The organism is Fervidobacterium pennivorans, from assembly GCF_001644665.1.
Lineage (GTDB): Bacteria > Thermotogota > Thermotogae > Thermotogales > Fervidobacteriaceae > Fervidobacterium > Fervidobacterium ngatamarikiense.
Window position 1 is genome coordinate 1,129,449 of record NZ_CP011393.1, and the last position, 26,145, is coordinate 1,155,593.

Sequence of the window (26,145 nt, forward strand, 5' to 3'; positions counted from 1 at the left end):
TTTTATAGTCAGTATCAAAAGAGGGGGGGACGGTATGGAGAAAGAAATTACATTAGAACTTGTCAGGGTAACTGAGGCTGCCGCGTTGATGGCGAGTAGGTATCTCGGACGTGGCGATAAAGAAATGGTTGACAAGATGGCTTCTGACGCAATGCGTGGTATGCTAGACTACATCGAGATGAAAGGAACCGTTGTACTTGGTGAAGGTGAGAAAGACAAAGCACCTATGCTTTACATTGGCGAACAAGTTGGAAGATGGGCAGAGGATGACCCTGAGCTCGATATAGCAGTTGACCCTGTTGATGGTACGAGACTTGTTGCATTCGGGTTGCCAAATGCAATAAGTGTTATTGCAGCGACGGAAAGGGGAGGTATTGAATATCTCCCTACGTATTACTCATACAAACTCGCAGTTGGTCCTGAACTTGCTGGAAAGCTGGATATTAATGCCTCTATAAGAGAAAATTTAAGAGTTGCTGCGGCAATTTTGGGAATGGATATTTCAGAACTCACATGCGTTGTTCTGAATAGGGATAGGCACAGGGAGATAATAGATGAGATAAGAAGGGTCGGGGCAAGGATAAAGTTGATAAGTGACGGTGATATAGCAGCAGCAATCGCAACCGCACTTCCAGAAAGCAATGTTAATATCTACATCGGAATAGGTGGTTCTCCTGAAGCTTTGCTGGCTGCTGCTGCATTAAAATCTCTAGGTGGGGAGATTCAAGTAAAACTTTGGCCCATCGATGAAGAAGAAAGAACAAGGCTTGTGGAACAAGGGTATGATTTGGAAAAAGTTTACAAGACAAATGACCTTATTAAATCAGACAATGTTATATTTGCAGCCACCGGAGTTACAGATGGAGATATGCTTAGAGGCGTGAGATTCTACAAAAACACAGCAATCACTGAGTCAATAGTAATGAGGTCAAGAACAAGAACAATAAGACGAATTATCGCACAGCACAATCTGAACTACAAAACAATCCCTCTAAAAAGCAGTGGCGAGGTAAGATATATTAATGGTGTCAAACGATAATTTTTTGGGCTTTAAATAAAAGGGCTACCTTTGGTAGCCCTTTGTTTTTCAGGTAGATCACAATCTAAAGATGTTCTCGCCAGGTTTTACAATCTTTCTTTCACCTTTAATTTTGATCTCAACCTCTGACGGAGAAGTAATTTGTATGCTGTCTTTTTTTATAAGAACATCTAAAGGTATACCACGATAGTTAATTTTGAAGTTTACACTTTGCCACTTTTCTGGAAGCCATGGTGAAAAGTTTAATAGCTTATCGCTTTCTAGAGTCATTCCACCGAAACCATAGACGACACATTGCCATGCTCCTCCGGCACTCGCCGCATGGAATCCATTGTTTGTGTTACCCTGGTTGTCCTCTAAATCAACTAACAATGTTTTCATAAAGTATTTGTAGGCATTGTGAGTGTCACCTACCTTCAATCCCATGATTGAATACATAGAAGGGCTCAAAGAAGATTTGTGCATTGTTCTTTTCTCATAGTACTCATAGTTTACTTTCATTTCCTCTTCCGTGAATTCCTCAGGTAAAACAAGCATCAGCATTACAACATCCGGTTGTTTTATCAGCTTTGTTTCACCCAATTTGGTCAAATCTAGACCTTTTGGCCATTTTGGAAGCCCGTTTTCATCCCATTCAGTGATTTCGTACTCCTTTAAACCGAAGTAACCTTCAAATTGTTCTATCAGTTCCTCTCCTTCTTTTCTTGGAATGTAGACTTTTTCAGCTAAGGTCTTCCAGCTACGTACCTCTTTTTCGGTAATTCCCAATATAGTTTTTAACTTCTCAAGTTTTAAGGGGTCTTTTTCTGAAAGCCATTCGTAATATTCTACAGCTTTCTCCAAGTTCCACTTGGCAAGGTAATTTGTGTAGACGTTGTTATCAACGTGTTCGTGAAATTCATCTGGTCCGATTACCCTGCGTATCTCGTATCTATCCTTAATTTCATTGTATTCAAGTCTTGATGCCCAGAAGCGTCCGGTTTCAAGAAGCACTTCAACACCGTAATCTACCATGAATTGGTCATCACCGGTGACAGAGTGATAATGAACCAAAGCAACTGCGATGTCAGCGTTAATATGGAATTCCTCATCACCCGTCCAGATTCTCACAGGATTACCAAGGTAATCTTCGCCCCACTTCGGAGTGACCTCCAGACCATCATCTGCTGACTCCCAAGGGAACTGAGCACCTTTGTAGCCATTCATTTGTGCATTCTTTCTTGCACCATCAAGGGTGTTATACCTATAAAGAAGAAGATTTTTAGCGTATTCTGGAAGAGTGTATAAAAAGAACGGGAACATGAAAATCTCTGTGTCCCAAAATACATGACCCTTGTATCCCTCACCATGCAACCCTCTTGCTCCTATGCTTACACGTGGGTCGTCTGGTGCACAAGCATAAAGATGGAAAAGATTGAACCTGATTCCTTGTTGAGCAAGTTCGTCACCATCAATGAGTATATCCATCCTTTTCCAAACAGACTCCATATGCTCAGTGTGTGCCTTAAGTTCTGATTCAAAACCAGTTCTGATAAAATTGTTCAGTTCGTTCTTTACTTTTTCTCTAACAAAATCAACAACATCCTTGGCTTTGAGTTTTTCTGATTCTAAATCCCTTGATGTGTATACCACACCGTATTTCTCTATAACAACTTGTTGCCCCTCGGTTAAAAAGATTGTATATCCTTCCTGCGGTATATCTCCAATTTGCCTGAATTTACGATACCGCAGAACATTCTCTCCATGTTTGTCCTTAGCTAAAATGGCATTCGCCAAGACTATAATATGCCCTTTGTCGTGAGTTTTTACCGAAGCACTGACTCCGGGTTTTAAGTCTTCAACCTTAAGAACTCTGTAGTGCTGTATTTTGTTGTAAGGATCAAGGTAACCGTTGTAAGTTGTTGTATCGATGCAATTTTCAACAACAATCTTTCCTGAAAAATTCACAGGTGTGATTGTGTATTGTACTCCAAAACGATGGATGTTTGGTCTGCTCACAAATCGTTTAGACTCTATCCTTATAATCTTTCCTTCAGCGTTGAACTCGTACAATGAATTAAGAATGCCTTGTTTCATATCTAGATACCGGTAGTACTTGGTAAGAGGCAAGTAATCAAGATTAAGTTCTTTGTTATCTAAGTAAATTTTGAATCCAAGAGGGTCAGGTAGATTTACAAGTTCTGTGACTTGAGCCAAATACTTGTCGAATATGCCTGCTACGTAAGTGCCTTTCATTGTAAGATTTGAAAATTCTTCCCGTCCACGCAAGCTTAGATAACCGTTCGCCAATGTGAATATGGTCTCGTACACAAGATTTTCTACGGGATGATACTCTTTACGCTCAACGGTCCACACGACTTTTCCCTCCACACAACAGATTAGTTTAGTTTTTTTAGAATTCTATAAGCCCCAAAGTCTGGCCTTGAAAAGATTGTATGACTTTATCTGCATCTTTTAAAATCGTTGGATCCCCCACACCTATAACCTTCATACCAGCAGATTTTGCTGCCTGAATGCCTGCAACGGCATCCTCAAAGACACAGCATTCCTCGGGTCTAACACTCAGTTCTTCAGCTGCTTTCAAAAAGACCTCAGGGTCAGGTTTAGCTTTTGAAATTTTTGTTCCATCAATTATTACATCAAAAAAGTCTTTAAGGCCTATTCGTTCGAGTATAGTAATTGTATTTTTACTTGCGGAACCTATTGCTACTTTTATCCCTGCGCTTTTAAGAAGCTCCAAGAATTCTATAACACCAGGCAAAATTTCATCTTTGGTCATTTGGTTTATATACTCAACATACCATTTATTTTTCTTTTCAGCTAACTGTAACTTTACATTTTCATCATCGATTTTTATACCACCAACCGACAGTAGAATTTCCAAAGATTCCATACGACTAACACCCTTCAAACGCTCGTTGTCCTTTTCTGTAAACTCAAAGCCAAGTTCTTTCGCCAATCTTTTCCAAGCAAGATAATGGTACTTTGCTGTATCAACGATAACCCCATCAAGGTCAAAGATACAAGCTTTTGGCTTCATCAACGATCCTCCCTTTTAAACTATTCATTTTAACCTTTTATTGCCACCGCTTTTCCAGTTTCGATAAAGTAGCGCTGGAAAGACAAGAATATGATAAGCATCGGTAATGTCATGAAGATAGATGCTGCCATCATGTACTGCCAATAAGTATAGTAGGAGGTTTTGAAGAAGTTAAGTCCCAAGGTTAGCGTGTACATCTCCTTGTTACTCATAATTATCAATGGCCATTGAAAATCATTCCAAGCTCCTAAGAAAGTGTATATAGCAAGTGCACTGAGAGCTGGAAGAGCATTTGGGAGAACTATTTTAAAGTATGTCCTTAATATACCCGAACCATCTATTCGCGCAGCCTCTTCAAGCTCCTTTGGAAAATTCAAAAAGAACTGACGCATCAAAAACAAACCAAACACATTTGTTAGTTTTGGTAAAAACAGACCGGTATATGTGTTAACTAAGCCGTACTTAACGAGAAGATTGTATTGAGGTATCAATGTTACTTGACCTGGTACCATCATTGTTGCCAGAAACATTGTGAACCAAAAGTTTTTCAGTGGGAAGTTTAGTCTCGCAAAAGCGTAGCCACCCAGTGAATTTAAGATAATATTTCCAACTGTCAGCAAACCGGCGTAAATAATCGTATTCATAAGCCACCTTTTATACAGAGGTACAACTTCAAAAATCAATTTGTAATTCTGAAATGTGAGAGGAGCTCCAAACGCTGACGGTTTTGGAAATAAGCGTATCCTTGGCGGCCAGTCAAATATATTTATCCCTTTCTCGACTCCCTGAGCATCCGTGTAGGTTATAGGCGTGAGGGAAACTAACAGCGCCCAAGTAAAAGGAAAAAGCGTGGCAATTGCGTAGCTTATTAAGATGATGTACGATATAATCACGGAAGTTTTTGAAACGCTTCTTACAGAACCTTCCATTTATTTTCACCACCTCATTGTCAGTACTCTTCCTTTATTATCTTTCTCTGAACCAATGACAACACAAGAATTACACCAAAGAGAACTACAGCAAGAGCTGAAGCGTAACCCATTTTTCCGTATTCGAAAGCGTTTTTGTATATGTAGAAAGATATCGTAATATTCCTTAGGTTTCTGATAAGGAAGTAAATTTGATCAAAAACTTGCATACAACCTATTGTTCCCATGATTGAAACAAAAACTATCTGTGGCCTAAGCAAAGGTAAAGTTATCTTCCAGAAGATTTGCCAGCCGTTTGCCCCGTCTATTCTTGCTGCTTCATAGATACTTGACGGAATATCTTGAAGACCTGCTAGGAATGTGACCATAAAATAACCAGCTGTCGACCATATATTCATAGCCATTATTGCGAAAAGTGCGATTCTTGGTTCGTTTAGATAATCTACTGGTTGAAATCCGAACCTACCAAAAAGAGCAACAAGTATCTTATTCAAAACCCCTGGTTTTGAATAAATAAGCCAAAAGATCATCGAAAGTGCTGCGGAAGAAGTTATCGCTGGCAAGAAAAAAACTGATTTAAAAAAGTTAACTCCTTTTATCTTGGAATTTGCTGCTACCGCCAAGATTATAGCCAAAAGTGTCTGAATAGGCACAACAATAATTGAGTAAAGCAAGGCATTCCAGAATGATGTGTAAAAATACATATCCTTGAGCATGTCTTTGAAGTTTTTTAATCCTACGAATCTTGGAATATATTTTGTAAACCTGTCACCGTGTTTATTCATGTATCTTTTCATGAAATCTGCAATTTTGATTTCGTTAGGCAGATTTCCCTCTCTGTAGTCATTCAATAGATTTAACGAGTCAAAGTATTCTTTTATAAGTTTCTTCTCCTCTTCGCCAAGTTTTACGCCTACGTCAATCTCGACAAAACTTACGGGATCAAAGTATTCTAACATTTCATCTATGGTATAATTTCTCGCTTCTTCTCTCAAAATTCCTGTATGAATTTCCAAAGCGTCGTAAGGATTAAATATATAGGTGTATTTCCGAGCTTCCAGAGGTTGATAATCTGTAAGGCTATAGTAAAATGCAGCAACGATAGGGTAAATCGTGAAAACTAAAACAGTTAGTATTATTGGTGTTGAAAAGAGATAACCTACTATTGCCTCTTTTGTTTTGTATTTCATAGCACAATCCCCCTGTTTAATAAAAGGGAGGCGAGCGCCTCCCTTTTGCTCGTGCAACCAATTACTTCTCTTTTCCTATCCATTTATTGTAATTTGTCTCAATAATCTTTATTGCTTCATCAACCGTAAGTTTCTGATAGAACAGGTCTTTCAGCAAGGAGTTAATCTGGTCGTTAGCAGTTGCAAACAAACCTGTCGGTGTTGAGACTTTCCAAGGCACACCATATTCTGCACCCTTGTAGAATACTTTCTTTACCGGGTCAGTATCCTTGGCTGCTATGGATTTTCTTGAAGCAAGCACACCTGCCCCTTCAACAAATATTTGTTGACCTTCCGTTACAAGGAATTTCAAGACTTCCCATGCTGCATCCTTATTTGGTGTTGCTCTGTTGATAGACCAAGCAACTGTGTATATCATTGTTGCTTTCTTTATACCCTTTGGCATTTCAACAATCCCCATCTTTTTGAATGTATCTGGGAACGAGCCTTTCATAAAGCCAATTGTCCACGGTCCTTCCATGACAACTGCACACTTTTCAGTAGCAATTGCTTCGCCCAACCAACCAGAACCAAGTGCTGATGGCTCTTTTGCAACTTTGTATTTTGTGACGAGATCGATGTAGAATTGGATGGCTTTTTTGGAATTTGCTTCACCAAGTGCTGTTGAAAGATCTGGCTTTACAAGTCTACCGCCAAAGCTTATAATAAATGGTATGACCCTGTTGAAATCTGGTGCGAGCGCCAGAGGAGTTTCATAGCCTGCTGCCTTAAGTTGTTGGAGTTTTTTGAGGAAGGAGTCCCATGTCTCATCGTTGGTGAGATATGGGACTTTGTATTTATCAAATATCTCTTTGTTAAACCAGACAGCGAGTGTTGAAAAGTCTTTAGCTATACCGTAAAGCCTGTTTTGGTACTTGAAAGCATCGATAAGCGACTGATAAAAATCGCTGAGGTCAAAGTTATCTCTCTTAACATACGTATCAAGTGGAAGTAGGACGTTTGCTTTGGCTAGTTCCTCGAATACATAAACGTCAACGTAGAAAATATCTGGACCTGTTCCACCGGACAGTCTTGTCATAAGAACTTGTTTGTAATCTCCGGCAATAGGTTCCCAGACAACTTCTATCCCTTTCTGCTTGCCTATCGTGCTGTTAAAAGTGTCAACTGCTTTCTTAATGGCTCCCTCCTCGATGGGGTTACCCGGCCAACCTGAAATAGTGATCTTCGTTACCGCGAAAAGTCCTACCGTCAAAACAACCGCCAGTAAAACTACCAAAAGCTTTTTCATACAACTCGCCCTCCTTTTGAAGAGTTGAGGAACTTTTTAGTTCCTCTAATGACTAAATGCGTGTTAATAACTTCTGATTCTACTTGCTCACCTAAGACCAATTGATGAACTTTGCGCGCAACCATTTCACCCACCAAATGAATGTTTTGGTCAACGGTCGTTATATTAGCAATTTCAGAGAGCAAAATGTTGTCAAATCCTATCAAAGGAATGTCGATGCCTTTTTGTTCGCAAACCCTCAGAGCTGCGTACGCCATAACATCGGAAGTGCAAAAAATTCCATCCACTTCATTTAAATAATTCTCAACAATCTTTTGTACATTCTTCTCATCATAATTCGCGAAGGTTTTATATACCTTTCCACCAAAACCACTCAATCCATCAACAAACCCTCTGAAACGTTCTTTTTCAAATGGTAACGAAGGATCGCCGCCTATGAAAAGAACATTCGTGCACCCAATTTCTTTCAAATGCTCACCCGCTTGACGTCCTCCTGTATAGTTATCTGTATCGACATAAATAAAGTTATTTTTGTTGTTTCGCCCAACACAGACGAAAGGAACGCCCAACTCGTTGAGTAACTCCACTCTTATATCATCATCTTTTATGTCCATAAGTATATATCCATCAATAAGCTTCGATGAAACCAAGGTCTTATAGTAACTTGTGATATCACCTTTGGTAAATACATCAATAATAAGCTTAAGTCCCTTTGATGAAAAATATCTTACAGCACCTCGTAAAAACTTGGATACATATGAATCTTCAAAAACACGTTCAACACCACTCATCACAGTGAGAGAATAAACGCCTGTCCTTTTGGTTCTTAGTGATTTCGCTATAGCATGTGGCATGTATCCGTATTTTTCAGCTATTTCCAGAACCCTCTGCCTAGTTTCTGGCTTTACCTTTTCTGGTTCGTTGAATACTCTCGATACAGTTGCAACTGAGACACCACATAAATTGGCAATTTCTTTTACAGTCATTCTCTCACCTTCTTAGAGAGTTTCACGATAGTTTTTAATGTAATCGATTACAGTAATCGATTACATTAGGAATGTATCATTTTTTATCTTTAAAACAAAATTCGAATGTGTCTCAGAAAAACTCACAGACTCTTGTCTTTGAAAAATTTCTTCCTTTTCCTTTTATTATCTAATTTTTTTACACTCTTTCATAGTATTCTGTTAGACAAATAATAAACTTCTTCATTGCTTCACCCAATTAACGATGTATGGTATAATTTTGCTGATAACAAGGTTTTATGTCAGTTTCGATTTTTGTTTGCTCTCAGTCGATAAACGAGGTGATTTTGTTGGAAATCATAAGGAAGGCAGAAATTTCCGACGCAGATGTTGTTGCAAGTTTAATTCTTGAAACCGGACGTTCGTTTTTACCGTTGCTCTTTGGTCCTTATGTGAAACTGATACTTGGTAGATTAGTGAAGACTCCAGGGACAGTCTTTTCTTTCGACAGCGCCTATGTTCTTGAAATTGACGAAGGAAAAGTTGTGGGAATAATCGTTATGTTCGATGGAAAAACTATTAGGAAGCGTGCTTTGAAAACTGCATTTGCACTTTTTCAATTGATGGGCTTTGAGCTTCTCAGAAGGCTTCCCATATTCCGACTCGTCTGGCAACGAAATAAAATTCGAAGCAATGAATTTTACGTTTCAAATGTTGCTGTTGATAAGAATTACCGAGGTATGGGGTACGGACGAAAACTGATGCTCTTTGCTGAAGAAGTTGCTAAGCAAAGAGGATTCAAAAAAATATGCTTGGATGTTGAGAATACAAATATTCAGGCTATTGAATTATACAAAAGACTTGGATATGTAGGAACCAGGGTAAACAGAATCAATATTAAAAACGTGCGTTTTGCGTTCATCAGGATGGAAAAGATATTGTCAAGTTAAGTCGTTATTTAGTCCATCAAAAGTAGGACGGTGAAATGAATGGCAAAGTGTCCCGGCTGTGGTGCAGAAATTCAATTCGACCATCCCGGCAAACCAGGATTTATACCCTATGAAGTTTACACCAAACGATTAGAGGAAGGAAAAGAAATCGTTTGTCAAAGATGTTTTAAACTCAAACATTACGGTATGCTTGTGAGCGAAGCTGACGAAGAGGAAATAATGGATTTTATAATGAAAGCAATTAAGAAATTCAAGCACATTATCTACATCTTCGATGTGTTCGATTTCGAGGGCACCTTTAGGTCTGAAATTGTGGAATTGTTAGCCGGTGCCAATGTGTTCTACGTTGCAAATAAATTTGATACATTACCAAAAACGGTAAGTGGAAGTCAATTAAAGGAATGGTTGAAACATCGAATTCCTGCAAAGAGTTCAGAGATTTTTATTACAAGTACGAAAAATGGGTTCGGAATCAGCAAGCTGAAAAAAGAGTTGGAAAATCTAAAAGGTAGTGCTTTAGTCCTGGGTGTTACAAACGTTGGTAAATCGTCTTTACTTAAAGCTATCACAGACTCAAGTGCGACAGTTTCACCCTACCCTGGAACAACGATCGGACTGATAGAACACAGGTTGGGTAGCCTTAAGTTATTCGATTCGCCCGGTATCGTTGTCAACGATAGAATGATAGACCTCTTTGACCCAGAGTGTCAGTCGAAAATATTGGCAAAGGGGGAGGTTACAAGAAAGACATTCAAACCATTCCCTGAAGAAACTATATTTGTTGGAGGATTATGCCAGTTAAAAGCTGAAATGAAAGATGTTAGTCTAAGACCTATATTCCAAATCTTTGCACCAGAGAATGTTACGTTCCACAAGACGAAAAATCAGAACTTTTTGCAAAATTATCCTAAACACTTCGGAAAACTATTATTCCCGCCTTGTGGTAAAATGGATGTGGAAAAAATAGCATTTAAAGAAGAGAAAGTTGTTGTGGATGTAAACCAGGAACTCTCGATTTCTGGTCTTTGTTGGATAAATGTGAAAAGAGGTCCTGTGGAGTTCACAGTGAGGGTTCCTGAAAATGTGAGGATTTATGTAAGAGAAGCTTTAATAAAGCCGAAAAGAAAAATTAACCCAAATTCTGAGAATTAAATCATTAGATTTCAGAGAGGAGGAGTATTATATGAAAAAGAAAGAGATACCTATCGTTGCTGGTGTTAGCAACAGACATGTTCACCTTTCAAGGGAAGATGTGGAGATACTCTTTGGAAAAGATTATCAACTCACTCCAATTAAGGACCTCGGTCAACCTGGTCAGTTTGCATGTAAGGAAACGGTTATTATAGTTGGTCCAAAGGGAGCTATTGAGAATGTCAGAGTGCTTGGACCTGAGAGAAAAGAAACGCAGGTCGAAATTTCTCTAACTGATGCCTTTAAACTAGGTATTATGCCTCCTGTTAGGGACAGTGGAGACCTCGAAGGAACACCTGGTATAGTCATCGTTGGTCCAAAAGGTTCTGTAATTAAGGAAAAAGGTGTAATAATTGCCAAAAGACATATACATATGCATACAACAGACGCTGAAAAGTTTGGGGTAAAAGACAAGGATATAGTCAAAGTTGTTGTTGAAAAAGGCGATAGAAGGTTAATTTTTGATGATGTACTTATCAGAGTTAGTGAAAAATTCGCACTTGAATTCCACGTTGATACCGATGAAGCAAATGCAGCAATGCTAAAAACTGGGGACGTAGTATATATTGTCGAAGAGCTTTAATTTCATAGAGAAAAAGGAGCGATGAAAAACTGTGAAGGTTTTTTACGAGTTTAAAATTTACGAATTCAATGAGTCTATGCGTGGTTATGATTTACTGAAGAAACTTGGACTAAATCCCGAGGAACATTTGATAATAGTGGATGGAGAACTTTACACCGAGGATAGGGTTATAAAGAAGGACAAAGAGGTAAAGATAGTGAAGGTTACAAGTAGCGGATAGGAAAAAAGAAAGTTCTCAGTACTGTTTTGCCATTTCGACACAGTAGAGTCTACCGTTGGGAGGTCGCGGTGTGGAGATTACAAGTATTGTAACCTTAGCTTTGGGATTATCGGTAGCAACAAATGTTTTTCTGATATCGAAGTTGAGAAAAAGAACGAATCTGAACAAGTATCTTTCAACGCAGCTGCAAAAATTTAAGGACCTTTCATCAAAACTCAGGGACATTGTCGTTCAAAGGGAAGAGACGTTTTATAAAAATTTGCACGACGTTGCCGTTGGATTTTTGGACGAAGTAGAAAAAAGTTATTTGATAGTTTTTGATGGCGAATATGGAAATGTAGTATCTGTCTTCGGTGATACTTCAAACAATATATCAAAGCGAGTAAAAAAGACTGAACTTCCATTCGCAACTCAACGTGTTTATTCTGTCGAGAAAGAAAAATTAAGAGCCCTTTTTCCGAACTTAACGAAAGATGGTTCTGAGGAAACACAAGTTCTAGTTTCAGATATTTTTATTGGAGGAGAACTTAAAGCCAAACTTATTTTCGAGCGAAAACGCAATTTTGTAGAAGAAGAGATGGATACTATTAAAAGTTTAGGTTCTTTCTTTACGTCTTTTATAGCCACTCATAGCTATGTGTCAAACCAAGGAAAGTTCCAAAAAGACATGATTCTCACAATCATACGTATCCTGGAATATCATGACCCTTACACAAAAGGACACTCAAAGAATGTTGCAACGTTAGCTTCTCTTGTCGCTGAAAGAATGGGACTTCCTGATGAAATGATTAGAAAAACTTATTGGGCAGCTTTGGTACACGATATCGGAAAGATAGTTATTCCTTCAACGATACTAAACAAAGAAGGGAAATTGACACTTGAGGAATTTGAAGTTATAAAAAAGCACCCAGTTTATGGTCATGATTTTCTTTCAACTTCTTCCGAATTGAGGGAACTTGCTAAATATGTTTATCATCACCATGAACGGTGGGATGGGAAGGGATATCCTTCTGGACTTTCTGGAGAGGATATACCTTTGATATCAAGGATTATAGCAGTAGTAGATGCTTGGGATGCAATGAGAAGCGACAGACCTTATAGAAAAGGATTACCAAAAGAAATAGCCTTAAAAGAATTAATAGAGCATGCAGGTATGCAGTTTGACCCAGAGATTGTAAAAATCTTCGTAAGTTTAATCGAAGAACAAGGAATTGGGTAGTGAATCTTTGAAAAAATAAGCAAAAGGGGGAATTAGATGCTCAGGTTTGTTGTGAGTAAAGCAGAAATTCAAGAGAAGATTTCTGTTGCGTCTTCTTCAATCGGTTCGAGAACGGTTGATCCTATTTTGCAGTGCCTGCTCTTTAAACCAGTAAACGGTCATATCAATATTCATGCGACAGATTTACAGACTTCGGTTGTATCAACAGTAAAGGTGGGGGAATACGAAGGTAGTGAGGCGTTCGCAGTTGATGCCGATTTGATTGATGACATTGTAAAGAATTTACCAGAAGACGAAGTCATCTTCGAATACGCTAATGGAAAGCTTTTAGTAAAAAGCGGGAAGTCAAGGTACAACCTTACAACAGTTTTAGATGTCGAAAGATTTCCGATAATAGAAACAGATGAAAGTGGTATAAAATTCAGCATAGATACTTCCATACTAGAGGAAATGCTCGACAGGGTTAGTTTCTGTGCTTCCAGTGAAAGCGCAATGAGAGCACTGAATGGTGTATACTGGGAAGTCCACGGTGGTTTCTTAAGACTTGTTGCAAGTGACGGCTACAGGCTTGCCTTGGCTGAGCAAAAGCTCGATATAGACAACGAATTTGACTTCATTATTGCACTTAAAAGTGTAAAAGAATTGGAAAAGTTGCTCTCAAGCACCACAGAACCGATGATAAACATCACGTACGACCATTCAATTGTCTCGTTCAATGCAGGTGACGTTACGATGATAGTTAGAACCGTCGAGGAAACATTCCCAGATTACAAACGAGTTCTTCCAAAAGCGTTTAAAACACGGGTGGTACTCAACGTTGATGACTTTGCAGAAGCTCTGAAACGCGTTATGGTCATCGCAAAAAGAGGGACAGAAAAAGTGCAATTAAAAATTTCCGATGACGTTATGGAATTGTCTAGCCAGAGCCCTGATTACGGTGAAGCAGTCGAAAATATTCCCGTGACAAAAGATGGAGAAGACTTGATTGTAAACTTTAATCCGAAGTTCTTAAATGAAGCAATAAAACACATTGATGAAAAAGAAGTAGAATTCAATTTCGTAGATAACCTTAGCCCACTTCAAATCAACCCAAGAAATGTAGAAGGATACATGTACATAGTCCTTCCTGTGAGAGCATAATTTTTTAAAGAAAGAAGGAGGTAACTTTGAGGCGAGGTTTTACTCTCATTGAGTTACTCATAGTTATGTCGATTATCGCTGCGTTGATGTCAGTTGCAACACCTTTAGGTTTGAATGCTATAGCACAAGCGAAGGCAACAAATGTTGCCGCGAATTTTCGCACACTCCAACAAGCATTAGTACAAATGATAACGTTAGAACCAAATCCTCCAAAAAATCCAGATGCAGACATTCTGCAGTACCTTTACGAGCAAAAATATATATCAACAAAGCCTTTAGGATTCGAAGTTCGGTACAACGAAGAGAGAAAAGCTTACATAATAAAGTACACTCAGAGCGACATTGATCCACTCAAAGTTAAGAACGTATACAGCTCTATAGAAATCGATGACGCTACAGGACAGCTTGTTCTCTACGTGCCGCTACCATAAGCATTTGAAGGTGAATATATGATTAAATTTGAAAATATATCGCACCAGTTTAAAGATAAAAAGGCTCTTGAGAACATAAATGGAATCATAGACGACGGAGAGGTAGTTGCAATCATCGGTGAAAACGGCAGTGGAAAAAGTACACTGCTTAATGTTGTTGCTACGTTTATAAAACCTTCGAGTGGTAAGTTAATCTACAACGATATGAATGTGTTTGAAAGAAAAGAAAATATTGAAAAATTTAGAGAACTCATCTCTTACGTATCTGAAAAAAGCACTTTTATACCAGAGCTCACTCTCAGGGACAATCTATTATATTTCAAGTCTGTTTTTAGTTCGCAAAGATGCATACACGATATAGCCATGCACGTGAAGATAGATAATCTATTAGACGAAAATCCGAACAAACTTTCAAAAGGCCAAAAACAGAGGTTCGCATTGGCGATCAGTTTGCTTAAAGATGCCAAAATCATACTTTTGGATGAACCGGCGGAAGGACTCGATATCGAAACCAAACAGATTGTGAAAGATTTGGTCAAAGAATTCAAAGAAAAAAGTTGCATAGTCTTTTATGTTACACACGATGAAGATGAATTGGAAGAAGTGTGCGATAAAATCATCGCTTTGAAAGACGGAAAAATCAAGTTTTTCGGGACCGTTGACGAGTTTTGGAAAACCTATGAAAAGTTTTATTCGGTAACCTTCGAACCGCCTGAGAATCCCGGTAAGAAATTGACTCGTATCATGAACATAGATGAGCTGAAAATAGCACAAGAAAAGGTTCGGGTATTGCACATAAGGAATTTGGGATTGAGAGAGATTATTAACATAACTGAAAATGTGGATGTGGAACATGAAGCCACTCAACAGAGGTGAAAAAGATGAGAATGGAAGGTAAATTGGCAACACTGAGACCCATTGAAGTAACTGATGCCAAGAAATTCGTAGAACTTATCAATGATGAAAGAACAAAAGATTATCTCAGTGGCGTTTTTCCAATAAACGAATTCATGGAGGAAGAATGGATAAAAAAGAACGCCATTACCCATAACGCTGTGAATTTTGCAATAGAAGTGGGAGGCTATCTTGTCGGCTCAACAGGGCTGATGGCAATTGATTGGGTTGCGCGAAGTGCAGAGTATGGAATAGCAATCTTCGACCCTGCTTATTGGGACAAAGGAATCGGAACGGAAGTTACACACATGATGTTGAGATATGCTTTTGAATACCTGAATTTAAACAGAGTTTGGCTCCGAGTTTTTGAAAATAACCAGAGAGCTATAAGGGTGTATGAAAAGTGTGGATTTATTCAGGAAGGTAGAATGAGACAGGCTAGGTACTTGAAGGGGCAGTATATAGATGTAATAATCATGGGGATTCTTTCCGATGAGTACTGGAGAATGAAATCGGAATTTTGAAAGGCTCTTTAGTCTCTGCTTTGTGGAAAAAATTTAGGTTTTGTGATATAATGATTTATGATAGGAGTCAACTATGTAAAATTAAATTTTGAGTAGAAGACGAAAATGTATGATCGATGTTGAATTTCTCGCGCTTTTTCATCATAGCAAATATCGTCCTTAGCAATTTGTGCGCTACACTCATCATCGCTTTTTTGTATACTAACCCTTGCGCTCGTTTTCTTTGAAAATATGCTTTAAAATATTCGTTGTGTCTCACTACATTCACACTCATCAGCCAAATTATTCGTCTCAGGTGGGCATTGCCCCTTTTGGATATGCGGCTTTCTCCTTTGTGTTTGCCTGATTCATCTACGCTTGGGTCAAGCCCACAATAGGCAATTAGTTTTTTGTGTGTGCTAAATCTTGAAATATCGCCAACTTCGGCAAGAAAATACAGTGCGCTATTTTCACCAATTCCGTCAATTGACGTGAGTATTTCAACATCTTGATTAAGCGAAGCACATTTGCAATATTCTTTGAGCATCTCATCAAACTCATTAAGTTGCTGTTGTAAAAATCGAAGTTCCTTGATAGTTTGAATAAGAATCTTCTCTTTCACTGGCCAATACTGAGCGATGGAGTTGTTAGCAAGCTCTTTAAGAGTTTCTGGGGTAAGTTTTAACTTTCTACCGATTGTTTTTGAAAAGAAAACACGTAGAGAATCAATGGAGGCTTTTTGGATAGCTTTAGCAGAAGGGAAAGAAGAAAGCAAATCCAAGATAGCATCATTGTAGATGTTGGTCACTTTTTCAAGTTCAGGGAAGAGGAGAGAAAGAAGCTTTTCGATGTCGTTTTTGACTCTTGAGATTTGATGAGTGATGCTTTCCTTTTTCCTTGCAATATCCCGAAAATCTGAGTTGAGGAAAGAAGAAGTAGGAAGAAGATGATGGGTATAGAAGACGGTAAGAGCAATAGAGCGAGCATCGATTTTGTCAGTTTTAGTTTTCCTAAGCCCAACGGGAAGAGATTTGTTAACAAGCAAAGGATTAAGAACGACACAAGAGAAATCATTGAGAGAGAGGAAAGAAAGAAGGTTAAGATGGTAACAGCCAGTAGACTCCATAGCGATAAGGACAGAAGACTTAGGGAAAACGGAGAGCTTTTGAACAAAGGAGGAAAACCCTTGTTTGGACATATCGAAAGCAGATTCGAAGATGATAGAATTAGGATTTTGGATAGCACAGGCGTTGAACTTATGCTTGGAGATGTCAATACCGACAAAGATGGAGAAGTTTTGAGACATACTAAAACCTCCTTTCGATTGATAAGGTTAAAAGGCGAGGGCAGGGGCCTGCTGAACCAAACCTCCGGGGTGACGAGGGTTAAAAACCCAACCAACTTATCATGGTTAAAGGCAGGCGACAGACTCCTGTAATGGCTTGAAAGCCAAGGGACACTAAGTCGTCCTGCCCTGCCTATTTTTTGACTAAAATATTTATACCATACTTTTACGTAGGAGGTGAAAAAATGTTCTGGTATGACCCAACATTCATAATTTTAGTGCCAGCTCTTCTTTTATCTTTGTGGGCATCTATAACCGTTCAGTCACGGTTTGCTCAATATTCTCGAGTCAGATCTAGAATAGGAATGACAGGAGTCGAACTTGCCAGGTTCATCCTCGACTCAGCTGGACTTTACAATGTGAGTATAGAGAGAATTCAGGGTTCGTTAACAGACCACTATGACCCGCGGGAAAAAGTTGTAAGGCTCTCACAAGCAACATATAGTAGTGATTCTATTGCCGCACTTGGCGTTGTAGCGCACGAAATTGGACACGCTATACAAGACGCAAAAGGATATGTTCCACTTGTTATAAGAAATGCTATTGCACCTGTTGCTCAATTTTCTTCAAATCTTGCTTGGGTATTTTTCATAATAGGGATTGTTACCGGTGCCTTTGATCTGGCAAAGTTTGGAATAATACTTTTCTCAATAGCTGTTTTCTTCACTATAGCTACACTTCCTGTCGAATTTAACGCAAGTAGAAGAGCACTGCAGATTCTTGAAAAAAATTTGATGATGCCTGTTGATGAACTTAAGGGTGTTAAAGCTGTGCTCTCTGCAGCTGCAATGACCTATGTTGCTGCTATGCTTATGGCCGTTTTGCAACTCATAAGGATGATATTGATAGCAAGAAGAGATTAAAAACCATCAAAATTAACAATCAAGAAGCCACCTCAATAGCGAGGTGGCTTTTTTTATTTCTCGTTCAGCTGTTTAAGAACCTTTACTAGTATGTCGTAAAGTTCGGAAAATCCTGGAAAATATTCATTGAATATTTCTCCTTCCTGTTTTACAACTTCCCAATCTCCTCGCTTTACAGGACCAGTGAGTGCATCTTTTAAATTCTTAGAAGCTATGTTTTGACTAACGCTCTCAAAGAGTTTTGAGATAACCTTTCTTGAGAGTTCTTCTGAAAAACCAATGTCTGTGTAAAGCTTTTGGGAAAGATAAGCCAAAGCTACTGGGAAGTTGCTTGCGATAACTGCTGCCAAATGATATTCAGCTTTCTTTTCCTTAGGGATTAAAACATACTGCCCACCAAGAAGCTCAATTAAGTATTTCGCTATTTGGAGTCCTCTTTCCATTCCTTCAATACCAAACACAACGTCTTTAAAGTTATACCTTTCATTCGAAACTGCACAGTTCGGATGCATAGAAGCAGGAGACCAGCATTCCGGTAATATATCAGAAGGCAAAAATCCACTGAAATGGATAGCCACTACGTTTTTGTCAACTTTCTTTTCAATCAGCTTGCAAACATCGGGCAAAGCAGAATCGCTAACACCAAGTAAGATAGCTCCACTAAGTAGAAAGTCATCCTTGTATGTTTTTGCTTCTGCACCTATTTCTTTTGCTAAATTCTCCGCTTTACCTTTGTCACGTGATATAACATAACCAAATTTTACCTTTCCAAAGAGGTTCCTTGCTATTGAAGATGAAACATGACCAACACCTATTATGTTAATCTTAATCTCGCAAAGCTCAGAAATACTTCCGCTTAGTGGCATAATTTAAGATTTCTCCCCAACACGTGAGTGCTTTTGGCAAAATTTTGCAATCACATCCCTTACAACTTCTGAAACTTGTACAGCGTCTGTCAAATTCTGATTCGATAGAATTTCAACAATACCTTTGTTTATAATCACTTCTGCATGTTTCTTTATACGTCGCTTAGCCCTCTCATTTATTTCTCCTGTGTCTTTCAATTTAATTTTGTGGTTCTCGATTTCTCTGTGAAGTTCTTCAATTCCCTTCCCTGAAGTTGCAACCGTTAGTACTATCGGTTTTGAAGACTCAGAAAACTGGAGAACCATCTCGAGGTTTACTTTAAGTATGTGCGCACCTTCCAGGTCTGACTTGTTAATGACAAATATGTCGGCTATCTCCATAATACCAGCTTTCATAAGCTGTATTTCATCACCAGCAGCTGGGGAAAGGACTAATACAACCGTATCAGCAACATAAGCTATATCAACTTCGCTTTGGCCAGCACCTACGGTCTCGATAATAATGTAATCAAACCCGTAGAGTTTGTAAAGGGTAATTACTCCAAAGACAGCATCATTTAGTCCTCCAACGTTCCCTCGACTGCCCATGCTTCTGATAAAAACATTATCATCGGTAAAATGTCTCTTCATTCTTATACGGTCACCCAGAAGTGCTCCTCCTGTGAACGGGCTCGAAGGGTCTACGGCTATTATCCCAACTTCTTTGCCTTCTGACCTTAGTTTGACAACATAAGCATCTGTTAATGTGCTTTTCCCAGCGCCTGGACTGCCTGTGAAGCCGACTATGTGTGAACTGTTTTTAGTCAGCGTATCTTTGTATTTTTCTTCAATATGAAAAATGAGCTCGGGGTTGTTTTCTATAAGCGTGATAGCCCTTGCAAGAGCAAGCTGGTTCTTTTCATTTATTCTTTCCGCCAAAGATAAGATGGTTTCAATTTCGCTGTTAACAAAATCTTTCCATTTTTTCTCCATTTATCAAGCTACTCCTTGTCCAACAACTTCTTGAACTTTCTTCACAATTTCTGATATTGGGGTGCCAGGTCCAAAGACGGCAGCAATTCCCATTTTTAAAAGTTGTTCTGCATCGTCTGGAGGGATGATCCCGCCTACGAAAACTGGTACATGGAAGTTGTACTGCTCCATCAACTCTAAAACCTTTCTGCATATGCTCATATGCGCACCTGATAGTATCGACAAGCCTATTACATCAACATCCTCCTGAATAGCCGCTTTGACTATTTCTTCGGGTGTTTGACGTAAGCCTGTATAAATTACCTCCATACCCGCATCTCTTAAACCTCTTGCAACAACTTTTGCGCCTCTGTCATGACCATCAAGACCCGGTTTGGCTATGAGGACGCGGATTTTCTTATCCATATCCCATCTCCCCTTTCTGCAAAAGAAATCCGCAATATTTTGATTTTTAACTGTCCTTTTTTATTTTAGCATGAGCGGTGATAATTTCAAACTCGTTTGTCTTTAGGACTAGTCCTTTTCAAAAGCTGTGAAATCGAAAAAATGAGAATTACTTTTCTTTTTAGAAATTTGCCAATACAAAGCGATATTTAAGCTATTTTTCCTTGTCTCATAATTCATGTACATATTTCTACCGCAAATGTTCAACAGTGTCACTTTATTAATAGCCCGTAAAAATTAACGTAAATAATATTTAAGTATTGTCACGATGTAAATTAAAATACTAAGAGTATAATATTTTGACGCATGTAAAACGTAACTCATGTGAAAAGGGGTACTATTTCATTATTATTCCATCCAGTGATAGTTTGTAGTTGTTACACATCAGGCGTTGGGGGAGTGGTGGCACTTGATCCGGCTTTTGGGGGATTTTTACATTGACGAACTTCCTGATTGTAAGCTCTCAAAAAGTGAGCTTATAGTTTTTTCTTATCTTATTGTAAAAAGACAGGCGTGGTTAACAGAGGTCCTCAACATTCTTGAAGCTAGTGATTCTTATGATGAATCATATGTTAGGAAAATATTAAAAAACTTAGATAGAAAATTGAACGGCTACTTTAAGGTTGATTTGTTAAAACATTCAAAGATTATCATAGAGCACTCTATTAATGCTGACATTAACATCCTTCAATCACAGATCGAAGCACTTAATACGAGAAAGCAAGAATTCCAAGAAGCTGTTACACAAATCTTGGAACTTTACAAGGGAGATTTTTTACCTTTTCTGGACAACCCATGGATAGTTTCTTTCAGAAATCTTTTGAGGTCTCTTGTTTTCTCTGTGTTTTCGAAAGCTTATTTTAACCCTGAAATTCCTGGTCAAATAAAGATTAGGCTTTTAAGGATTTTACCGGAATTTTATTTATCAGCAGTGAATTCCGCTGTTTTTAAGTTGATATCTGAAGGATTTGAATTTTCTATAGCTGATAGTGTTTTCGATTTTTCGGAAGGTTTGACTGTTGTTAAATTAAAAGTCAAAGAACCAGAGATTCTAAATCAGATACTCTCTAAAGGCAAGAAAGCTTCCATACTTAGTGACACTGAAATTCTTCTTTTAGTTGAATCGGAAGCAGCAAAAGAACTTCTTACTGTTCGCAGCGTTAAATAACCAATTAAGAGTGTCGAGGAATCAAAAAAAGACAACAGAGGTGAGAACGTGCTTTATATCAAATTTTTCGGAGATTGGAAAGTCTATAAAGATGGAAATGAGTTTAATGATTTCACTTCAAAAAAAGCTTTAAAGCTTTTGTTTTACATTCTGCTTTCTAATAGAAGTAAGGTTTCTGTCGAAGAGCTTTCGAGAACTTTCTGGCCCGGTTACGGCCCTGATTATTTTAAAAAGAATTTGAATGCCCAACTTTACTATATCAGAAAAGATTTAGAAATTCCTTACAATTATTTGAGGAACGAGAGAGGCTATGTATTTATTGACCTCAGCTACTTTCCGAGTGATTACAGCGAGTTTATGAAAGCTATCGATAACGCTGATGCAAAAAGAGCTTCAGAATTATATACAGGTTTGTTACTTGATGGTCTTGAAGATGATTGGGTGAGAAAACACCGGGTTAGGTGTCAAAGACTTTACGAGGAGCTTCTCAAGGTAAGTTCTAAGACTGAAACGGAAAATTCAAAAGTGACTGTTTCATCGATTTTGAAAGCTAAGATATTGCTGGAACATCAAAAAGCTACCCGTGAGAAGTATTTTATACCGATTGAATTAAAAAAGGGCTATGTTAAAGAAATCAGGGTTCGAAAAGGAGATATAGTCCTTGATTTAGGCGATAAACTTTTTTTGATACTTGAGCGGGGTAAAAAAAGCTCAGAAGAAGTAGTTTTTGGTTTCGCTAAAAGGCTAGGATTAGACCTAAGTTACGTGGTCTTTCTTTCAGAGGAAGATGTTCTGAATCAAATCGATTCAAATATCGCGTAAGGAGATGGTGGAATGGTTAAGAAGTTTGGTGGTTTTATTTTTGTGTTTTTTCTAGTAAAACTTGTATTCGCATTAGAAATATCCCCCAGCCTAATATATCAAATTGATACTTCGAAATATCAATTTACATATGACTTCCTTATAAAAAACGACATTCCTGCTGAGTCGCAAATAACAATAGAAGTTATAGACTTTATAACTGACGGCAGAAGCTATTCATTTGACGACCCTGATTATAAATACAGTCTCAAAAAATACGTTCAAGTTACTGACAAGTCTTTCATCTTGGCGGTCAATGAACAAAAGTCAATCAAGGTTGAGTTCAACGTTCCACAAAATTTCCCCGGTGCAACAGGTGTTTTCGCTCTCAAGATAACGCAAGAAAGTGTCTCAGGAGGAAGGATACAGGTTAGGTTGAATTATATTGTGCCGTTCTTTGTAAGGTTCACGAATATACCTGTGTATCAGTCCTTAGTTATCAATGATATATCCGTCAAAGACCTTCTGACTGAACCTGATGAAAAATACGGTGACTACGGTTCAATAATAACGTTGGAAATCGAGAACAAAGGTAACATTGCCTTCATACCAAAAGGGAGCATCCAAATCTCATCCAGAACTCTTAGAGCGATTATTGCAGAACTTCCCCTAGATTCCTTTGACTTTGTAGTCTTTCCTGAAAGAAAAACTTTTTACTCAATATTTGTACCGTACATTCTACCTTCAGGAACTATTGATGTTTTGCTCACCGGAAAATCTTACGGGCAGGATTTTAGTATAAGTGGGGCAAAAGAATTGAAGACAGAGAACCAGTTCCTACTTATCCAAACAGCGCCAGATATAGTCTTGTTTTCGGACAATACTAAGAGTGTTACACAGAGTCTGGTTTTAAAAAACCTCTCACCCTACAAAGAAACGTTGCAAGCTAGTATTTCCGAAAATTTTATCTCATTCTTACCAAAGAAATTTACAGTCTACCCATATAGAGAAGTCACCGTTAACATTAAAAATAACCTCAAAGATTTTAACTTCACAGGTGACAAGATATATTTGATTGAGCTCTCTATAGACTCGGGACGAAATATCAGAAATGTCTCGCCAAGTTATGTGGTACTACGTGGAAAGAGCATAACTCCATCATTAAAAGCCTCTCTTAACTCTTCTCAAACAAATTCCATACTCAGTGTTCAGAATACCGGAGACTGTCTTTTGCAGTTCAATGTTCTTTACAATAACCGAATGCTTAACGAAACACCCATAACAATATTTCCAGGGCAGGCGATAAATTTGGATCTCGAAAGGGTTGTTAGGGGAAATCTTTTGAAAATAGAATATTTTCCATACGGAGACCAAAAGAAATACATCTTCGATGACTTTTGATAAATTCTTGTTTTGACAGATTGGGGGAACATAAATGAACAGGGGGTTTATATTGCTTTCTTTGTTAATCTTTTTTGCAACTAGGATTTTAGCAATCGAAATATCATTTTTCAATACAAATCTTAAAGATGCACTCAATATGCTTTCTGTAGATACAGGTGCTGTAATTATATATGAACCTTCAATAAGCGGTGCCATTAGTATACAAGTCGAGGCAGAATCTCTCGAAAAAGTTTTAGATCTTTTGTTAATGCCTTACAGCTACTATTGGACAAAAGTGGATGGTGTATATTTCGTAGGAAATTCAAATCCTAACTCCAGCGGTTTTACAAACGTTGCAAGAACCTATCAAATTCCTCTGAGATACAACTCCGCAGAAACAATTATGAAATCCCTTCCTAAGGCTTTCCAAGATTATATTCTCAACCCTGTCAACCAGAATAGCCTACTTGTCTATGCCCCTCCACCGTTAGTTTCAAAAATAGCGTCCTCCATCTCCCAAATAGACTTACCAAGTAGAGGTGAAGAAGTGTACGTAAAAATAATAGATGTGAGCGAGCGCTTTCTGAATTCATATCTAATTGACGTTGGAATACAACCTTCCGTTGCTGGTACAAGCTATATGCTAAACTTTTTTCAAATACCAGTTCTCAGCACAAATCTCTATTTCATTTTGAATCTATCAAATTCTAATATCGACGTTACCGATTTAGAAGTGCTCTATGAAGGAAGGATTAAAGCATTTGACAGCGCTCAAAGTAAGTTATCAGCTCAACGCAACTTCACAACCACGAGGTATGTAGATGGGAAATTAACAAGTGTAACGACTCAAGCTAACGTAGAACTTTCAATTGTTCCCAGATTTTTGTACAACAACTGCGTGCTAGATTTATCAATCAGAATAGAAGGCTTCCCCTCTGTCAATGAAATGAATACTGAAACCCGTGGGACTTCTTTACAAACTACTTTAAGCGTAGAATACAACAAACCTTACGTTGTCGGTATATTTAGTTACGAAAGAGTTGTTCAGAAGGAAGGTGGTGTCAGCTTTTTAAAAGATTTACCCATTATCGGTTGGCTTTTTAAGAGGTTTTATAACGAATCTGAAAAGCGATACATTGTTTTCCTATTGTCCATAGGTTCAGACTTAGGAAAAAATAACTTGGTTGGTGATTCGAAATGAGGACTATTAAATTGACCATTTTAATTGTTTTTACCTTTTTTGTAATTTTTGATGCCACTGTTCTTGCTTTAACTGCTAATTTTTCAAATATACCTCTTTCTGAATTTTTGAATTACATATCATCTCAAGAAAAATTGAATTTTGTTTATCCATCCAAGCTGGGAAACGTACCAATCTCAGTTGACCTTCAAAATGTAGATGTCGAAACTGCCTTGAGAATGGTTTTATTACCGCTAAGATTTGACTATGAAAAGGTCAGTAACGATACTTATTTGATAATTGACCTCTCTTCCTATGCTCACATGCCAAATTATGTATCAGTATACGAACCACGTTACACAGACCCTAAAACATTAAGAGTAATACTTCAAAAGATTGGAATTGAGAGTTTTCTTTTGAATGGCAAACTGGTCTACTACACAAGCACTAAAAATCAGCTATCACAAGTGGCTGATTTATTAGCCAATCTCGATGTAACTGAAAGTATTTCTTCGCACATGCTTTTGGTCAAATTTAGCTACTTTTCATTATCTGAATTCCACTTGTTGAAAGAAATTTCAGCGGAAGATTTCGGAAAAATACTTTTCAAAGAAAAATACAAAAGCCTTTTACAGGATACACATTATGTTTTGTTTAACTATTCTTCTGAAAAACAAAACTCTAATCTTGAAGAATTTTCGGCAAGAGAACCATCACATGAATCTATCCCAGAGTCGATTCTAGCAAAGTTCGAATTTAACGAACATGATATTAAGGTAAAGCTTGAACTTTTAAGAAAAAATGAGAGTACCATCTTGAAGGTTTTAAACGACCTCACGGAATCTGAGTTACCACTTTCTGAAATAACGGATGGAGAAAACTTAAATGAAACTTTTGAAAATGTCGTGTTTTTAAAGTCAGGTAACTTCGTTGTTGGCATACAAGCTTACAAAATCGATGCTCGTTCTTTATTAATCAATGAAAATACAATATCCATGATTTCTAATAAGGATTTTAGAAAAGTTCAGAGTAACGTTTTACAAAATTCATTTGAAGTTACGATCAACGCATCCGTTACGGAAGTAACCATAGCAAACGAAAATAAAAGGTTCTATATGAAATTAACAAACAACTCGCAAAATGGATGGACAGACTGGAATGTACAATCCACAGGTGTTTTAGTAAAAATTTTGGATAAAACCTACGCCGGTGTTCTGTTTAACTTGTTTGATAACACTCTGTATTTAGTAATAGATGACGAAATCAACATTTTCAAACAATTCTCTTTAACACCTAGAATCTTGTTTAATGTCAATTCCGGTTCATTCTCAACTTCCATAGGTTCAGAATTTTCTCTATCTCTTTCCGGAGTATCAGTATTAATCAGTGGTAGAATATCGAAAGATTCTTCAGCAATTACACCCATCTTTAACTTCAAAGCTGCTCTGGGATTTAAATCAGGTCTTATCGAATACTGGGTAGGTGTTAATTTAGAGGACAATAGAATAGGATTTTACGGGGCTATTAAGTGGTAAACTAAA

The 26,145-nt window shown here is 37.9% G+C and carries 26 protein-coding genes; 16 read left to right on the top strand and 10 right to left on the bottom strand.

Features of this window, described 5'->3' with window-relative positions; translation table 11 throughout:
• Positions 1 to 34: 34 nt before the first annotated feature.
• Positions 35 to 1,039 (top strand): class II fructose-bisphosphatase, encoded by a 1,005-nt coding sequence (gene glpX / locus JM64_RS05315; RefSeq protein ID WP_064011780.1) that lies wholly within the window; start codon positions 35 to 37, stop codon positions 1,037 to 1,039.
• A gap of 57 nt (positions 1,040 to 1,096) precedes the next feature.
• On the opposite strand, the gene JM64_RS05320 is transcribed toward glpX, so the two are convergent.
• The 6 genes from JM64_RS05320 to JM64_RS05345 form a co-directional block, all read right to left on the bottom strand.
• On the bottom strand, positions 1,097 to 3,394 hold the full coding sequence (locus JM64_RS05320; RefSeq protein ID WP_231882292.1) for a glycoside hydrolase family 65 protein: 2,298 nt from the start codon (positions 3,392 to 3,394) through the stop codon (positions 1,097 to 1,099).
• Between the two features lie 37 nt (positions 3,395 to 3,431).
• Positions 3,432 to 4,079, bottom strand: coding sequence for a beta-phosphoglucomutase (pgmB, locus tag JM64_RS05325; protein WP_064011782.1), 648 nt, complete (start codon positions 4,077 to 4,079; stop codon positions 3,432 to 3,434).
• Between the two features lie 29 nt (positions 4,080 to 4,108).
• Positions 4,109 to 5,008 (bottom strand): carbohydrate ABC transporter permease, encoded by a 900-nt coding sequence (locus JM64_RS05330; protein WP_064011783.1) that lies wholly within the window; start codon positions 5,006 to 5,008, stop codon positions 4,109 to 4,111.
• A gap of 20 nt (positions 5,009 to 5,028) precedes the next feature.
• Positions 5,029 to 6,198, bottom strand: a complete 1,170-nt coding sequence (locus tag JM64_RS05335) for a carbohydrate ABC transporter permease (protein WP_064011784.1) — start codon at positions 6,196 to 6,198, stop codon at positions 5,029 to 5,031.
• Between the two features lie 61 nt (positions 6,199 to 6,259).
• On the bottom strand, positions 6,260 to 7,486 hold the full coding sequence (locus JM64_RS05340; RefSeq protein ID WP_064011785.1) for an extracellular solute-binding protein: 1,227 nt from the start codon (positions 7,484 to 7,486) through the stop codon (positions 6,260 to 6,262).
• A complete protein-coding gene (locus JM64_RS05345; protein WP_064011786.1) occupies positions 7,483 to 8,472 on the bottom strand; it encodes a LacI family DNA-binding transcriptional regulator in 990 nt (329 codons plus the stop codon). Before JM64_RS05345 ends, JM64_RS05340 begins: the two co-directional genes overlap by 4 nt.
• Positions 8,473 to 8,792: 320 nt before the next feature.
• Here JM64_RS05345 and JM64_RS05350 point away from each other — a divergent pair, with 320 nt between their 5' ends.
• The 9 genes from JM64_RS05350 (at position 8,793) to JM64_RS05390 (ending at position 15,603) form a co-directional block, all read left to right on the top strand.
• Positions 8,793 to 9,401 carry a GNAT family N-acetyltransferase gene (locus JM64_RS05350; protein WP_231882493.1) on the top strand — a complete coding sequence of 203 codons (609 nt, stop codon included), beginning with the start codon at positions 8,793 to 8,795 and terminating at the stop codon, positions 9,399 to 9,401.
• A gap of 39 nt (positions 9,402 to 9,440) precedes the next feature.
• Positions 9,441 to 10,553 carry a ribosome biogenesis GTPase YqeH gene (gene yqeH, locus JM64_RS05355; RefSeq protein WP_064011788.1) on the top strand — a complete coding sequence of 371 codons (1,113 nt, stop codon included), beginning with the start codon at positions 9,441 to 9,443 and terminating at the stop codon, positions 10,551 to 10,553.
• Between the two features lie 31 nt (positions 10,554 to 10,584).
• Positions 10,585 to 11,175 (top strand): phosphate propanoyltransferase, encoded by a 591-nt coding sequence (locus JM64_RS05360; RefSeq protein WP_064011789.1) that lies wholly within the window; start codon positions 10,585 to 10,587, stop codon positions 11,173 to 11,175.
• Positions 11,176 to 11,206: 31 nt separating this feature from the next.
• Positions 11,207 to 11,395, top strand: a complete 189-nt coding sequence (locus tag JM64_RS05365; protein WP_082868315.1) for a ubiquitin family protein — start codon at positions 11,207 to 11,209, stop codon at positions 11,393 to 11,395.
• Between the two features lie 70 nt (positions 11,396 to 11,465).
• Positions 11,466 to 12,614 (top strand): HD-GYP domain-containing protein, encoded by a 1,149-nt coding sequence (locus JM64_RS10155; RefSeq protein ID WP_231882293.1) that lies wholly within the window; start codon positions 11,466 to 11,468, stop codon positions 12,612 to 12,614.
• Between the two features lie 36 nt (positions 12,615 to 12,650).
• The gene (gene dnaN / locus JM64_RS05375; protein WP_064011790.1) at positions 12,651 to 13,754 is read left to right on the top strand and encodes a DNA polymerase III subunit beta; all 1,104 of its coding nucleotides are present in this window, start codon (positions 12,651 to 12,653) and stop codon (positions 13,752 to 13,754) included.
• Between the two features lie 26 nt (positions 13,755 to 13,780).
• The gene (locus tag JM64_RS05380; protein WP_064011791.1) at positions 13,781 to 14,185 is read left to right on the top strand and encodes a type II secretion system protein; all 405 of its coding nucleotides are present in this window, start codon (positions 13,781 to 13,783) and stop codon (positions 14,183 to 14,185) included.
• Positions 14,186 to 14,203: 18 nt separating this feature from the next.
• Positions 14,204 to 15,061: an ABC transporter ATP-binding protein gene (locus JM64_RS05385; protein ID WP_064011792.1), complete on the top strand. Its 858-nt coding sequence runs from the start codon at positions 14,204 to 14,206 to the stop codon at positions 15,059 to 15,061.
• 5 nt (positions 15,062 to 15,066) lie between these two features.
• Positions 15,067 to 15,603: a GNAT family N-acetyltransferase gene (locus JM64_RS05390; protein WP_064011793.1), complete on the top strand. Its 537-nt coding sequence runs from the start codon at positions 15,067 to 15,069 to the stop codon at positions 15,601 to 15,603.
• A gap of 67 nt (positions 15,604 to 15,670) precedes the next feature.
• Here JM64_RS05390 and JM64_RS05395 read toward each other — a convergent pair whose 3' ends face one another.
• A complete protein-coding gene (locus JM64_RS05395; RefSeq protein ID WP_064011794.1) occupies positions 15,671 to 16,888 on the bottom strand; it encodes an IS110 family RNA-guided transposase in 1,218 nt (405 codons plus the stop codon).
• 224 nt (positions 16,889 to 17,112) lie between these two features.
• On the opposite strand from JM64_RS05395, the gene JM64_RS05400 reads away from it, so the two are divergent.
• Complete coding sequence (locus JM64_RS05400; protein WP_064011795.1) at positions 17,113 to 17,790, top strand: zinc metallopeptidase; 678 nt, start codon at positions 17,113 to 17,115, stop codon at positions 17,788 to 17,790.
• A gap of 53 nt (positions 17,791 to 17,843) precedes the next feature.
• Here the strand turns inward: JM64_RS05400 and JM64_RS05405 are convergent, their stop codons facing one another.
• The 3 genes from JM64_RS05405 to JM64_RS05415 are packed head-to-tail and all read right to left on the bottom strand — an operon-like array spanning position 17,844 to position 20,033.
• Entirely contained in the window at positions 17,844 to 18,656 is an 813-nt protein-coding gene (locus JM64_RS05405; protein ID WP_082868316.1) for a Rossmann-like and DUF2520 domain-containing protein, read from the bottom strand.
• Between the two features lie 3 nt (positions 18,657 to 18,659).
• The gene (gene meaB / locus JM64_RS05410) at positions 18,660 to 19,628 is read right to left on the bottom strand and encodes a methylmalonyl Co-A mutase-associated GTPase MeaB (protein ID WP_064011796.1); all 969 of its coding nucleotides are present in this window, start codon (positions 19,626 to 19,628) and stop codon (positions 18,660 to 18,662) included.
• A 3-nt stretch (positions 19,629 to 19,631) separates the two neighbouring features.
• Positions 19,632 to 20,033, bottom strand: coding sequence for a cobalamin B12-binding domain-containing protein (locus JM64_RS05415; RefSeq protein ID WP_064011797.1), 402 nt, complete (start codon positions 20,031 to 20,033; stop codon positions 19,632 to 19,634).
• 448 nt (positions 20,034 to 20,481) lie between these two features.
• Between JM64_RS05415 and JM64_RS05420 the strand changes: the two genes are divergently transcribed.
• From JM64_RS05420 to JM64_RS05440, 5 genes are read left to right on the top strand one after another with little or no spacing between them, the layout of a single operon-like run.
• Positions 20,482 to 21,240: a hypothetical protein gene (locus JM64_RS05420; protein WP_064011798.1), complete on the top strand. Its 759-nt coding sequence runs from the start codon at positions 20,482 to 20,484 to the stop codon at positions 21,238 to 21,240.
• A 48-nt stretch (positions 21,241 to 21,288) separates the two neighbouring features.
• On the top strand, positions 21,289 to 22,062 hold the full coding sequence (locus tag JM64_RS05425) for an AfsR/SARP family transcriptional regulator (RefSeq protein ID WP_064011799.1): 774 nt from the start codon (positions 21,289 to 21,291) through the stop codon (positions 22,060 to 22,062).
• A gap of 12 nt (positions 22,063 to 22,074) precedes the next feature.
• A complete protein-coding gene (locus JM64_RS05430) occupies positions 22,075 to 23,442 on the top strand; it encodes a hypothetical protein (protein WP_064011800.1) in 1,368 nt (455 codons plus the stop codon).
• A gap of 34 nt (positions 23,443 to 23,476) precedes the next feature.
• Positions 23,477 to 24,625 (top strand): type II secretion system protein GspD, encoded by a 1,149-nt coding sequence (locus tag JM64_RS05435; RefSeq protein ID WP_064011801.1) that lies wholly within the window; start codon positions 23,477 to 23,479, stop codon positions 24,623 to 24,625.
• Entirely contained in the window at positions 24,622 to 26,139 is a 1,518-nt protein-coding gene (locus JM64_RS05440; RefSeq protein WP_156487905.1) for an STN domain-containing protein, read from the top strand. The genes JM64_RS05435 and JM64_RS05440 overlap by 4 nt, the downstream gene beginning before the upstream one ends.
• The last annotated feature ends 6 nt before the right edge of the window (positions 26,140 to 26,145 follow it).